This is a genomic window from Streptomyces sp. NPDC002825 (assembly GCF_040295385.1).
Classification (GTDB): Bacteria; Actinomycetota; Actinomycetes; order Streptomycetales; family Streptomycetaceae; genus Streptomyces.
In genome coordinates, this window is sequence record NZ_JBEOVH010000005.1 from 51,019 (window position 1) to 63,912 (window position 12,894).

Consider the following 12,894-nt stretch of genomic DNA (forward strand, 5'->3'; position numbering starts at 1 on the left):
CGAGGAGAGGGGGAGCGGGGGTGGGTCAGGACGGGAGCAGGCCCTGGTGGGCGATCTCCAGGGTCTCCACCGCGGCCTCCGAGCTGGCCGGGTCGAACGACGGCCCCTGCCACCGCACCGGGACGATCCCGAACACCTGCCAGCTGATGATCCGGCTGAGATCCGGCCGCAGCGCCACGATCTCGCCGTCCTTCGGCTCGACCTTCCGCAGGGTCTCGTCCAGCCAGCGCCCGATCTTCGCCGTGTCGGCGGTGACCGGCCGGGTCAGGGTGATGTTCGACCAGGTCACCCGCCCCGGCAGCTGCCAGGTGAAGCCGTTGTTCCCGCCCTCGGCGTAGCTCTCCATCTCGACCTCGGCGCCCATGCCGGAGCAGGTGTTGAAGGCGCCCAGGTCGTTGCCGCCGATCGCCAGCCGGAAGAACACGCTGGTCGCGAAGATGTTGTCGGTCATCGGTCCGTGGTCCGTTTCTCGTGCGTCGTCCGTGTGCTCAGCGGCGTCCGTCGAAGGGCCGGCCCGCGCGCTCCCGGCCGCGTCGCAGCTCGGCGCGCAGCAGCCGGGCGACGGGGTCGATCAGTTTGCGCGCCAGGTCGTCGAGGTCGGTGTCGGCCGCGGCCCGCGGAGTGCTGCCGCTCTTCTGCGCAGGCCCGGCGGACGCCGAAGCGGGCGGCTCGGCAGCCCGCTGGACCGGCGCGACGGGGGAGGGCGTCGCGGCGGACCGTGGCTGCACCACGGGTGCGGCAGGCGCGGTGCGTCCGGCAGGCGCGGCAGGTACGGAGGTCACGGTCGGCACCGGCCGCGCCACGCCGGGCAGCGCCGGCACCGCCGGACCCGGCCCGGCCGGGGCGGGCTGGACGACGAACGGAGCCACCCCCTGCACCTGCGCCTGCGGCCCGGTCACGGGCAGCGGAGCGGCCGTCCGGCGCGCATCGGGCGCCGGACGCGTCGGGTGAAAGCCGGGAGCAGCCGCCGGAGCGACCGCCACGCGCTGCACGGCGGGTGGACCGGAGGCGGTCGACGGGGCGGTGGGGGAACCGGCGGACGCGGAGGCCCAGCGGGCCGGAACCACCGGACGCGTGGGGACGGACCGCGCCGGCGCCGGCGCCGACGGAAGCCCGGGCGCGTCCGCGCTGAGCCCCGTCGTCAGCGTCCGGTCCGCGAGCAGCTGAAGGCTGTGGGGCGCAGTACGGGACGAGCCCGGCGCCTGGTGCCGCGCGATCCCGTCGGGATCGTCCACACGTCGCGCGACGACCAAGGGCGTCGGCCGCCCCCCGCCGCCACGGCCATCCGTGCCCCGGGCACTCGCGGGACGCGAGGCGTTCCCCGTGCTCCAGGCGGTCCCGCTGCTCACGGTGCTCGGCGGGGCCGTGGTCGGCGCCGCCGCCCGCTGCACGTCCACGGAGGGCATCCTGGGCGCCGCGCTCGCGGGCAGTGCGGCCAGCGGAGCCCCGAGCCCGGTACGCGCCCGTGCCGGGCGCGGCCCGGGCGCGGCCGGGGTCGGGGCGGTCGGGCCGCCTGCCGTGACAGGGCTGTCCGGGGGCCCGTCCGTGCGGCGCCGCAGCGTGGGCACCGGTGCCAGGGGCGCAGAGGGCCGGGCGGGTGCGGGACGCGTCGTCCGGCCGGTGGGCGGCAGTTGCGCCAGGGGTGCGCCGAGTCCGACGCGAGGCTCGTCGGCCGTGCGCTGGAGTACGGGCCTGTCGGCCGCGGCCGGGCCACCGGTCGGGGCCTCGGCCTTGCGGGGGAAGGCGGGCACGGCCGGTGTCGTGGCGGCCGGGGGCCGGGCCAGGGGTGTGGCCGGGGTGTCGGTGGGTTCGGCCGTGCCGCGCTGGAGTGTCGGCATGGCCGGCGCCGAGGCGACGGAGGGCTCGGTCAGCTCGGTGGGTTCGGCCGTGCCGCGCTGGAGTGTCGGCATGGCCGGCGCCGAGGCGACGGACGGCTTGGTCAGCTCGGTGGGTTCGGCCGTGCCGCGCTGGAGTGTCGGCATGGCCGGCGCCGAGGCGACGGACGGCTCGGTCAGCGATGCGGCGTGAGCCTCGTTGGGCTCGTCCGTCGTGCGCTGGAGCACGGGCCTCTCGGGCAGGGTCGAGTCGTCGGCGTTCTCGTCAGCCTTGCGCCGGAGCACGGGCCGCTGCGGTGCCGAGCCGGGCGTCGTGCCTGTCGAGACCGTCGCAGGCTCGGCCGGGCCGTCGGTGGGCGCCTGGGCCTTGCGCTGGAGGACCGGCATGGCCGGCACCGTCGACGCAGGGGCGGTACCGGGTGGTCCGGGCTCGGCCGTCGGCCGGGAGGCGGACGCCGTTTCGGGGGCCGCGGGCGCGCCCAGCGGCGCCTGGTCCTCGGTGGACCGCGCCCGCTGTACGGGCGGCGGAGCCGAGGCGGTGGCCGTGTGCGCGACGACGCTGACCCGGCGCCTGGGCACGGCTGCGACACGGGCGACGGTCAGCGTTCGCCCCACGCCGCGCGGGCGGACGACGGCGCGCGCCTCAGGCGCGACGCTCGGGGCCGTGGCCCGCTGTACGCGCGGGGTGGGCGCCGAGACGGCCCGTGCGCCCGCCTGAGCAGGACCGTCGGCCGGTGTCCCGGGCACCCCGGGCACCACCGCGATCCGGCGGACCAGCGGAAAAGCGGGCAGCGGGGCATGCACGGGGCCGGGACGAGCCGCGTCCGCCGAAGGGAACGCCGCTCGCTGCACGGCGCCGAGCACCGCCGGGGGCTGCGGGGACACGAGTCCCCGGCTCGGCTCGCCCGGGCCGGTCGCCTCAGCCGTCCGGGCGCGCCGAGCGGCGGGACCGTGACTTGGTGAACCGCCTCCCGCAGTCGGCGACTCGGCGGCGGGGTCCTGGCCGGCCGGCATCGCGAGGTCCCAGGCCGGACCGGACGCCGCGGAACGCTGGACGGCGGGACCGGACACACGGGGCGCCGGTGTCGATCCGGGCGCACGTCCGGTGGCCCCCGAGCCGCCCGCGCCCGCTGCCTGGACCGCCGGCTCCGAACCCGCCTTCCTCTCCGCTTGGTTCGGCGAGGCCGAGCTGTCCCGGGCGTTGCCCGGGTTCTCGCCCCTCGGCGAGGCTGCCCGCGCCACGACCGGCCCGACCGGGCCCCCCGGAGCGGCGCCTGCGCCCCGCCCCGAACGCCCCGCGCCGGGCGTCGCCACGGGCACCCCCGCCGTACCCGAGCCGGAACCCGTACCCGTACCCGTACCTGTGCCGGCGCCCGTGCCCGTACCGCTACCCCTGCCCAACACCCTTTCTGACGCCGCCGGTTCGGTCGCGCCAGGTCCGTTCCCCTCCGCAACCCCTTCCGGGCGGATCGCGCGGAGCAGCAGAGGGCCGCCGGGAGCGGTGGCGCGGGGGCCGGGGGCAGCGGGGCGGGCCACGCCGCGCAGCAGGCCGGACGGCGCGGTGGGCAGTACGGCGTGGGCGAGGCCGGTGCCGAAGGACGGGTCCTGCCACGCGGCCAGGCCGCCGCGGAAGGCGAGTCCGTCGCTCACGCCCAGCGGGGCGCGGGAGACGGTGAGGGGCGGCGGTGACGTCATGCGCCAGCCGCCGTCCCAGTCTCCGGGCACGCCGGAGTGCGGGGCGGCGTCCGTCGCGGAACCGGAGGCCGCCGCCCCCGGGGCGGGGGCGGTCTCCGGCGCCGCGACGGGCCGCCGACGCAGCCAGTCCCGCCATGCCATGTGCTCAACCGCCTTCGTTCACGCGGGTGTTGATGCGGGCGATCTCGGTGACCCACTCCTGCCGCTCGCGGTGCGGCAGGTCGAGGATCTCGTCCCGCTGCCAGTGGAAGTGGTAGGCGATGTACGCGATCTCCTCCCGCAGCCGGGGGAGGGCGTACGTCACGATTCCCCCAGGCGCCCACCGGAGAGGTCGACCTCGAAGCCGCCCTCGCAGTGCGGACACGTCACCGCGGCGCGGGTGTGGCCCTCGCTGTTGACGCGCCGGTAGAAGTCCTGGAGGAAGGCCACGTCCGTCGCGTACATCCGCTCCACGACCCCCGCGTGCACGTCGGTGATCGTGCCGAGGCGGGTGATCACCTGGCTGAGCAGGACCACGCTCAGATAGGCGGGGTTCTCCTTGACCCGCAGGTCGATCTGCGGGCGCAGCTCGTCCCGGGCGGTGGCCAGCCTCATGGACCCGTGCCGGTGCACGGTGCCCGCCTCGTCCACGTACCCGCGCGGCAGCTCGAACTCGAACTCGGTGCGCAGCCCGTGGTCAGCCGCGCGCGGAGCCGCTGCCGGAGCCGCCGCCGGGGCCGCGGCGGGCGCCGGCTGTTCGCCGGTCCCGGCCGCGGCCTGGGTGGGTGCGGTGGCCTGGAGGAACTCCTCCAGGTTGCCCGCCGTGACCGTACGACGCCTCATTCGACGACTATCTCCTCGAACACGATCGTCACGGTCTCGGTGGCCGCGGACGACTCGCCGGCCTTCAGGGACGGGCCCTCCCACTTGGAGGCCCAGCCCTGCATCAGCTGGATGCGGCGGACCGTGTTGCCCTCGGTGTCCTTGATCTCGATCGTGAGGTTCTGCCGAGCGGCGTTCACGGCCCCGTTGTTCAGGGTCTCCTTGATCCACTTCGTGAACTCGCTGCTCTGGTCGAGCCCTCGGGTGATCGTGATCTCGCCCGCCTGCCGGGCGCCCGGCTGCTTGCGGATGATCTGCTTGCCCTCCGAGGTCACCTGCTTGACCTCGACGACGTCCTCCTCGACGGTGAAGCCGCTGATCTCCTGGATCGACTCGACCAGGTAGCCCCCGAGCTGCACGCCGAAGACATGGGTGGAAAGAGCATCGCCCGTTGCCATGTGTGTCTGTCAACCTTCCCTTGCGGACCCGCGGGTCACTCGTCGATGAGGCTGGTGCTGTCCGAGAACTGGGCCAGCCGGAACACCACGAACTCGGCCGGCTTGACCGGCGAGACGCCGATCTCACAGACGACCCGGCCCTGGTCGATCGACTCCTGCGGGTTGTTGTCGCGGTCGCACTTGACGTAGAACGCCTCCGCCGCCGTGCGCCCGAACAGCGCGCCGCGGCGCCACTCCTCGGTGAGGAAGGCGGTCACGTTGCGCCGGATGCTGGACCACAGCCGGTCGTCGTTCGGCTCGAAGACCACCCACTGGGTGCCCAGGAGGATGGACTCCTCCAGGTAGTTGAAGAGGCGGCGCACGTTGAGGTAGCGCCAGGCCGGGTCGGAGGAGAGGGTGCGGGCGCCCCAGATCCGGATGCCGCGGCCCGGGAAGGCCCGCACGCAGTTCACGCCGATCGGGTTCAGCAGGTCCTGCTCGCCCTTGCTGAGTCGCAGCTCCAGGTCCACGGCGCCGCGGATCACCTCGTTCGCGGGGGCCTTGTGCACACCGCGCTCGGCGTCGCTGCGCGCCCACACGCCGGCGACGTGACCGCTCGGCGGGACCGTCGTGTTGCGTCCCGCGGCCGGGTCGAAGACCCGCACCCACGGGTAGTAGAGGGTGGCGAAGCGGGAGTCGTAGCCCGCCTCGTCCTGGCGCCAGCGGCGCACCGCCTGCGCGTCGAGGCCGGGCGGGGTGTCCAGGACGGCGACCCGGTCGCCCATCTGCTCGCAGTGCGAGATGACCGCGAGCTGGACGGTGCGCACGCCCTCCTCGTCGATCGCACCGCGCTCGTAGGCGCTCATCAGGTCCGGCACCGCGACCATGGTGATCTCGTCGATCGTCTCCAGACCGGCGAAGCCGGTGCGGGCGCCCGCGTCGCCGACGTACTCCGCCGGGTCGAGGCGGGCCGGGTCCGATGCGCCGGCCGGGGCGGCGGGCGCGGCCGCGGCGGTGGCGTCGGGCAGCGCGACCGTCTGGCTCTCGGGCCGGGTCTGCGTGCCGTCGCGGCGCTCGGCGACCGCGATCAGCTTCGAGCCGCGGGTCTGGGTGACGAAGTAGCCCTTGACGCTCTTGCGGGTGGACACCTCGTAGGTCTCGGCGACCTGGTCGCCCTGGCGCACCAGGACCTTGAAGCGGTCCTCGGGCGGGTTGTCGCCCTCCACGTCCGCGATCTCCACGGACACGCCGCCGGCGCCGGGCCTGGCGGAGACCAGGAAGCCGCCGAGCTCGACCGGCCGGCCGGCCGGGATCTCCTGACGGCCGCCGGCGGCGGACGCCGCTCCGGCACCGCCCTCGGCGCCCTGGCCGATGCGCACGATGTACGCGGCGCCGCCGCCGTTGGCGAAGTAGCCGTAGACGGCGTGGGGCAGATAGGTGCCTTCCGCGAAGCCGCCGAAGGTCTGGGTGTACTGGTCCCAGCTGGTGACCAGGGTCGGCTCGTGGAACGGCCCGCTGCGTGCGAAGCCCACGAACGCGGCGACCGCGGTGCCGACCCCTTCGATCGGGCGAGCACCGGACTGCACCTCCTCCACGTACACGCCCGGGGTGAGGTACGTCGGCATGCTCGCTCCTTCGTTCTGTCACTCGCGTCACTTGTGGCGGTCCCAGCCTTTCCGGCGAGCCCGCGCGGGCGAAAGGTGCGCACGGACCTGCGCGGGGGCAGCGGGGCTGCCCTCCCGGGACCCGCTCGCATGACCCCTCGCGTGCGCCGCTCGCGGGACCCGGCCCGAACTCAGCGCCGCGTGACCTCTGCCAGGTACGGGCCGAACTCGCCCGCCAGGACCAGCCGGCCGAGCTTGCGGTACTCCTCGGCGACGGCCGTCACCAACTGGGTCATGGTCAGCGAGCCGCCCGCCGCGGCCGCCGCGTAGGCCGCGGTGACCGCGCAGGCGCGGATGTTGCCGCCGGCCAGCTCGAAGCGCTCCGCGCAGAAGTCCAGGTCGAGGTCGTCCGCGCGGGGCAGCCGGTCACCCAGACAGCGTTCCCACAGGGCAAGCCGTTGGGAGGCGTCGGGCACCGGGAAGTCGGCGATCACGTCCAGGCGGCGGGTGAACGCCTCGTCCAGGTTGGCCCGCAGATTGGTGGTCAGCACGGCGATGCCGTCGAAGGACTCCATCCGCTGCAGCAGGTACGCCGACTCGACGTTGGCGTGCCGGTCGTGGGCGTCCTTCACCTCCGAGCGCTTGCCGAAGATCGCGTCCGCCTCGTCGAACAGCAGCACCGCGTTGACGGACGAGGCCTCGGTGAAGATCCGTTCCAGGTTCTTCTCCGTCTCGCCGACGTACTTGTCGACGACCGTGGACAGATCCACCACGTACAGGTCCATGCCCAGATCGGCCGCGACGACCTCGGCGGACATGGTCTTGCCGGTGCCGGAGGAACCCGCGAACAGGGCGATCACACCGCGCCCGCGCCCACCGCCCGGCCGCATCCCCCACTGCCCGAGCACCTGGTCGCGGTGGCGGGCGCGCACGGCCAGTTCCCGCAGCTGCCGGTGGGTGGGCGGCGGCAGCACGAGGTCGTCCCAGCCCACCGCGGGCTCCACCCGACGGGCGAGCCGGGCGAGACCGGCACCGCTCTGACCGCGGACGGCCGTGCGCAGGTCGTCGGGGGAGACCGGCCGGCCGTCGAGCGCGGCCGCGCGGACGGCGGTCCCGGCGGCGCGCCGCAACTGCCCGGCGTCCAGGCGGTGGGCGGCCACGGACAGCGAGAGCGCCTCGACGTCGGGGGCCTCGGCCGGGCTCCCGTCCCGGACCCTGTCCGTGGGCGCCGCCGCGCCGTCGACGGCCCGGGCCGACTCGGCGGACCCGGCTCCGGCGGACAGGGCCGGCCCGCTCCGCTCGGTGAGTTCGGTCAGCGCCCGCTCCAGCGCGTGCCGCCAGCGCTCCGCGTGGCGGTCGGGCGCGGGCGTCGCCACCGGGAGGGTGACGGGGGTGTCGGCGGCCCAGGCCGGTTCCCAGCCGCTCGTGCCGTACGTGAGCAAGGGCACGCCCCGCAGGGTCGCGCACACCGTGTGCAGCAACCGGTCCCGTACGCCCGGCTGGTCGGGCAGCGCCTCCAACGGGCCGAGCACCACGCCCCCGCCCGTCAGCCGCGCCTCCCGGGCGACGGCCCGGGCGAGCGCGGGCACGGCCCGCTCGTCGAGACCGAACGCCGCCGCGTCCAGGCACAGCGCGGGCAGCCCGGCGGCCCGCAGCGCGGCGGAGGCGAGGCCGGCGGCGTCGCCTCCGCGGGCCCGCAGATGCACATGGCCCGTGCCGGTACGCAGCGCGGCGACCGCGCGGTCCCGCTCGGCCGGGTCGACGGCCGGGTCCTCGGCGCTCCCGCCGAGCAGCTCGACGAGGCGCGGGTCGGGCGCGTCGTCGCCGAGCAGATGCGCGGTGACCCGGTCGGGCACGGCGAGCACCCGCGACAGCGGCGGACGTTCGGGCTCGGTGAGCTCGACGAGGCCGCCGGAGACCAGCGGCGCACCGGGGGACAGCCGGAACCGCGCCGAGGGGATCCCGGCGCGGCCGACGAGTTCCAGCGCGAGCCCGACGGTGGGCCGACGGCGCGTCAGGTCGTCGTTGAGATAGCCGTAGAGGCGCTCGAAGCGGGCGTCCACGTCCGGCGCCAAGGCGACCAGGAGCAGGTCCAGGTCCAGTGGAGCGAGCCCGAACCGGCCGGCCAGGACCGCGAGCGGCGAGCCGGGCGGCGGGTCGGCCTGTGCCAGGGCGGGCAGCCCGGGGTCGTACGGAGGGTCGAGCACCCGGGCGACCGCCTCGGGCGTCAGGTACTGGCCGCGGTAAGGGTCGTCCGGGTCGGGGTCGACGGCCTGCCGCGCCGCGACCGCCCAGCGCACCCGCTCCTCGACCAGCTGCAGCCGGGTCCACAGATAGCGGGCCGGCTCGTCCGTGGCGGGTACCGGTGGCTCGTCGCGTACGGACACCGGTACGGGTACGGGGTCGGGTTCGGGGTCGGGTACTGGTCCGGGTTCGGGTGCCGTCGGCGGCTCGGGCTTCCGGGCCGCCGACGCGGCCGGGGCGGTGCTGGTCAAGGCTGTCGTCCTCCTCGGCGGCGGCGGGCCGGTGCCGGGCGCCGCTCGCGGGGAGCGCCGAAGCCCTCGCCCGGGGCGGGCTCGGCCAGCCCGGTGTACCGCAGCCGGTGCTGTTCGTCGCCGGAGCCGGAGCCGGAGCCGGAGCCGGAGCCGGAGCCGGAGCCAGTGCCGGTGCTGGTGCCGGAGCCGCCGTCGCTTCCGCCGACGCCGTCGCTTCCGCCGGCGGAGTGGCCAGGCTCGTCGTCCCTCGCCTCCGGCCGTGTCCCCGGCCCGGACCACGCCGGCCGCAGCCCCGGACCGGAGCGCATGACGAGGCCCTCGGTGACCGGCGGGGCGGTGTTCCGGGCGACGCCGGCGAGCGGGGCGAGAACCCGCAGCCCGATCGACGGCCGCAGTTCGCCGCCGAGCGCCGACCACACCTCGGAGGCCGCCGGGGCGTCCGCGCCGGTGCCTCCGACGTCGAGCGGGACCAGCAGGCCGAGTTCGGCGAGGTTCCCGCCGAGCAGCCGCGGCGGCACGGAGTCGTGGGCCACGAGGCAGGACAGCACCTCGGAGAGCAGCCGGTGCTCGTCCTGGGGGCGGCCCGCCCACGCGGTCACCAGATAGGTGAGTTCGAACCAGCGCGGCGGGGTGCGGCGCGCGACGACCAGGCCCTGCGAGTCGTACACCTCGCCGCCCCCGCTGCCGCGCCGCGTGGGGTCCTCGCGGACGTCGTACAGGAACACGCAGACCGTGGGCGCGCTGCGGCGCGCCGCCCAGTCGCGCGTCGGCGCGTCGAAGACGACCTCGACGCCCGACGCCTCGAGCCCGGACTCCGCGAGCAGCCGCCGCAGTCCCTCGTCGACCTCGTGGATCATCGGCGCGTCACCGTGTCCGGCGGCTGCACCGTGCCGCTCACCACGAGGAAGTCGGTCGTCACCGGCGAGAAGCCGGGACCGCTCGCGGTGATGATCCGGGGGCCGGTCTGGTCCTTGGTGAGGATGAGCAGCTGCCCGATGAACGTGCCGTCCCGGCGCGGCACGGTCGGCGCCGCCGCGGCCGTGATGCCGGGCTTCCAGGTGAACTTCACGGGCACGCCGGGCGGGAAGTCCTTGCCGCGCACCGAGGTGACGAAGCCGGGCTTGCCGATCGGCGGCACGGCGACGATCTTCGGCTGGAGGATCCGGACGCGCCGCTGGGCGGTGTTGTCGCGCGGGTCGGCGTCCGTGCCGCTCGTGGTGAGCCGGCCGCTGACGCGTCCGGTGAGCGCGCGGTCGGGCCGCAGGACGACCTGGACGACGGCGCGGGCGCCGGGCGCCAGGTCCGGCAGCGCGCAGGACCAGGAGGCGTCGCAGCCGGGCGGCGGCCCGTCGTGCGGGATGCCCGAGGGCAGGCCGACGCTCAGCCGCAGTCCGGTGGCGAGGGCGTCCCGGCCGTTGCGGACGGTGTACGTGACGACGACGCGGCCGCCGACGTAACCCGGCTCGGGCTGGACGCTGACCCGCACACCGGGGCCAGCGAGCGGGGCGGGCGGCGGGGGCGGGGGCGGAGTGGTCGGCTTCGGGGTCGTGGGCGTGGGTGTGGGCGTGGGCGTGGAAGGCGCCGGGGTGGTCGGGGTCGGCGTCGGTTCGGGCGCCTCGCGCACCGGGACCACCGTCCGGCCCGTGTTGTCGCTCGGGTTGGGGTCGAGGACGGTGCCGGTCACGGTCCAGTCCACCGGCTGGTCGCCCGGGACGAGCCCGGTGAGGGTGACGGTGACCGGCACCGTGGTGCCCGGTGGCACGATACCGAGGGCGCAGGTCAGGGCCGCCGGTTCGCAGGTGGCGCCGGGCGCGGTGAGGGCGGTGACGGTCAGGCCCGTGGGTGGCGCGACGGTCAGCCGGGTGCCGGGCGAGGCCGCCGGGCCGCGGTTGACGACGTCCACCTGGACGGTCCCGGTCTCGCCCGCGGTCACCGGCGTCGTCGTCGCGGGTGCCTCGACCGCGAGGTCGACGGACTGCTGGACGGCGGGTTCCTTCTGGCGGCCCGGCAGGTCGAGCGTGATCGAGACGAGTTCGCCGGTGGCGACGTCCACCCTCTTCAGCTTCTCCGGGCTGTTGGGCGCCCGATTCGGCCTGACGCTGACGACCAGGCTCTTGGCGTCGGCCGTCCAGGCGGCGTCCCGGGGCTGGAACGGTCCCGGGTTCTCGGGCAGTCGACGCTTGCAGGCGCCCGGCACGTCACGTGCGGCCCGGGGCAGCAGCACCCGGCAGGTGTCGCCGGTGAGGGAGGTGAGGACGATGCCGTTGCGCTCGTCGAGGCGGCCGCCGCCGCTCTTCCGGTTGAGGGCGATGGTGGTGCCGTCCGGCGAGAACGCCGGGCTGTCGTCGATGACCTCGCAGTCACCCGGGCAGTTCTCGGCGCTCAGGTCGTGCTGCTGGTCGAGACGGTCCACGCGCACGGTCCAGACGTGCTTGTTGCCGCCGTTGCCGTTGATCACCAGGTTCCGGGTGAAGGCCAGGGTGGTGCCGTCGGAGGACCAGGTCGGCTGGGCGTCACCACCCTGCGGCTGACCTGGGGGCGGGACGAGCTCGCCGCGGATCGCGCCCGTGGCGACGTCCGCGATCAGGATGCGGCTGGGCCCGGCGGCCCCGCCGACTCCGCCGGGCGAGGTGCGGGTGAAGGCCAGGAGCCGTCCGTCCGGCGAGAACGTCGGGTCGGTGTCCCAGTCCCTGGGGCCGCGCCCGGCGAGCGACAGCGGCGCCGCGTTCGCGCCGTCCGCGTCCACCATCCAGATCCGCTCGATCCGCCCCTCGGGGGCGTCCTCGAAGCGGGTCACGACGATCCGCCGGCCGTCGGGGGTGTAGTTCTGCCGCTCGGTCCACGGATCGGAGCCGCCCGCCGGCTGGAACAGCGGGTCCTTGGCCGGATCGGTGTTGCTGTCGGCGGCCGGGTCCTCCTTGAGGATCGTCAGGCCGAGGTCGCGCGGATCGGCGCCGTCCGGCCGTGCGTCCTGCAGGGTGACCACGTGCGGCCCGGCCGCCGAGGTGCGCTCGACGACCGTGCCGCCGCCGTCGCGCGGCCCGAGCCAGGTGACCTCGCTGACCTCACGGTCCTCGCTGAGCACCAGTTCCGGGGTGGCCTCCGAGTGCGCGGGCACCTGGAAGACGTGGTTCCAGTCGCCCTCGCACGCACAGGTGCGGTCCGGGCTGAGGAACAGCACCCCGTCCCCGTCGGGCAACCAGGCTGCCCCGTGGGTCCGCCACTGCGCCTGCGCGCCCGACAGGAGCTGCCCGTTGTGGACCCCGTCGGTCCACTTCAGCCGGGGGCCGCCGGGGCCGGTCGCGGTGTACGCGACGACATCGCGGTTCTCCGCGTCGTCCACCGGGTTCCAGACCGGCTCGGAGGCGGTGCCGTCCGCGGGGTCGCTGACCAGCCTGGCGGCGCCGCCGTCCAGCGGGCGCACGTACACCTGCCGGCCGACCGCCGGGTCGGCGTCGCTCACGTACGCGAGGCGCCCGCCCTCCGGCGAGACCGTGGGGTGCACCTCGTTGGCCGGTGTCCGGGTCAGCCGGGTGAGCCCGGCGCCGTCCGTCCCGATGCGCCAGATGTCGCGCTGCCCGCCGTCGGGCCGGGCCGCGTCGAAGACGACCGCGCGGCCGTCCGGGGTCAGCCGGGGGTTCGCCGCGTCGAGACCGCTGGTCAGCCGGTGCACCGCGCCGTCGGCGGTGCGCAGATAGATCTGCGGGGTCCGCTCGTCGCGGCGGCTCGCGAACACCAACCGGTCGCCCAGCGCCGCGGGTTGCACGTCCTGATGGGTCGGGCCCGGCCCGAAGAGCGGCGTGCTGGAGGTGTCCGTCGCCACCCGGCCGATGCTGCGGTGCCGGGTACCGGCGAAGGCGATCCGGCCCTCACCGGCCGCGGCCGCCCGGGGGCCCGCCTGGGCCTCGTCCGGGGCGGAGGCCGCCGTCACCGCGAGGAGAGGGACCAACAGCAGCAGCGGTGCCGCGACCCTTCCCCAGCGGTACCGCCGGCCACCGGAGCCACCCGTGCTCATCAGGGTCCACCT

At 75.8% G+C, this 12,894-nt stretch carries 9 protein-coding genes; all 9 read right to left on the bottom strand.

Features of this window, described 5'->3' with window-relative positions; all coding sequences use genetic code 11:
- Nucleotides 1-25: 25 nt before the first annotated feature.
- The gene (locus ABT041_RS08765) at nucleotides 26-451 is read right to left on the bottom strand and encodes a phage tail protein (RefSeq protein ID WP_351181232.1); all 426 of its coding nucleotides are present in this window, start codon (nucleotides 449-451) and stop codon (nucleotides 26-28) included.
- 37 nt (nucleotides 452-488) lie between these two features.
- The gene (locus ABT041_RS08770; RefSeq protein WP_351181235.1) at nucleotides 489-3,671 is read right to left on the bottom strand and encodes a hypothetical protein; all 3,183 of its coding nucleotides are present in this window, start codon (nucleotides 3,669-3,671) and stop codon (nucleotides 489-491) included.
- A 4-nt stretch (nucleotides 3,672-3,675) separates the two neighbouring features.
- A complete protein-coding gene (locus ABT041_RS08775) occupies nucleotides 3,676-3,834 on the bottom strand; it encodes a DUF6760 family protein (protein ID WP_351181238.1) in 159 nt (52 codons plus the stop codon).
- Nucleotides 3,831-4,352 (bottom strand): hypothetical protein, encoded by a 522-nt coding sequence (locus ABT041_RS08780; protein WP_351181241.1) that lies wholly within the window; start codon nucleotides 4,350-4,352, stop codon nucleotides 3,831-3,833. The genes ABT041_RS08775 and ABT041_RS08780 overlap by 4 nt, the downstream gene beginning before the upstream one ends.
- Nucleotides 4,349-4,789 (bottom strand): phage tail protein, encoded by a 441-nt coding sequence (locus tag ABT041_RS08785; RefSeq protein WP_351181244.1) that lies wholly within the window; start codon nucleotides 4,787-4,789, stop codon nucleotides 4,349-4,351. The genes ABT041_RS08780 and ABT041_RS08785 overlap by 4 nt, the downstream gene beginning before the upstream one ends.
- Before the next feature lie 35 nt (nucleotides 4,790-4,824).
- Nucleotides 4,825-6,393: a phage tail sheath family protein gene (locus ABT041_RS08790; RefSeq protein WP_351181247.1), complete on the bottom strand. Its 1,569-nt coding sequence runs from the start codon at nucleotides 6,391-6,393 to the stop codon at nucleotides 4,825-4,827.
- Nucleotides 6,394-6,563: 170 nt separating this feature from the next.
- Nucleotides 6,564-8,759, bottom strand: coding sequence for an AAA family ATPase (locus ABT041_RS08795; RefSeq protein WP_351181963.1), 2,196 nt, complete (start codon nucleotides 8,757-8,759; stop codon nucleotides 6,564-6,566).
- 104 nt (nucleotides 8,760-8,863) lie between these two features.
- Nucleotides 8,864-9,724 carry a Pvc16 family protein gene (locus ABT041_RS08800; protein WP_351181250.1) on the bottom strand — a complete coding sequence of 287 codons (861 nt, stop codon included), beginning with the start codon at nucleotides 9,722-9,724 and terminating at the stop codon, nucleotides 8,864-8,866.
- On the bottom strand, nucleotides 9,721-12,882 hold the full coding sequence (locus ABT041_RS08805; protein WP_351181253.1) for a hypothetical protein: 3,162 nt from the start codon (nucleotides 12,880-12,882) through the stop codon (nucleotides 9,721-9,723). Before ABT041_RS08805 ends, ABT041_RS08800 begins: the two co-directional genes overlap by 4 nt.
- Nucleotides 12,883-12,894 lie beyond the last annotated feature (12 nt).

Bases quoted from the DNA above. Each gene is read 5' to 3' on its own strand.
- ABT041_RS08765 (WP_351181232.1), bottom strand. From the start codon at position 451: ATGACCGACAACATCTTCGCGACCAGCGTGTTCTTCCGGCTGGCGATC.
- ABT041_RS08770 (WP_351181235.1), bottom strand. From the start codon at position 3,671: ATGGCATGGCGGGACTGGCTGCGTCGGCGGCCCGTCGCGGCGCCGGAG.
- ABT041_RS08780 (WP_351181241.1), bottom strand. From the start codon at position 4,352: ATGAGGCGTCGTACGGTCACGGCGGGCAACCTGGAGGAGTTCCTCCAG.
- ABT041_RS08785 (WP_351181244.1), bottom strand. From the start codon at position 4,789: ATGGCAACGGGCGATGCTCTTTCCACCCATGTCTTCGGCGTGCAGCTC.
- ABT041_RS08790 (WP_351181247.1), bottom strand. From the start codon at position 6,393: ATGCCGACGTACCTCACCCCGGGCGTGTACGTGGAGGAGGTGCAGTCC.
- ABT041_RS08800 (WP_351181250.1), bottom strand. From the start codon at position 9,724: ATGATCCACGAGGTCGACGAGGGACTGCGGCGGCTGCTCGCGGAGTCC.
- ABT041_RS08805 (WP_351181253.1), bottom strand. From the start codon at position 12,882: ATGAGCACGGGTGGCTCCGGTGGCCGGCGGTACCGCTGGGGAAGGGTC.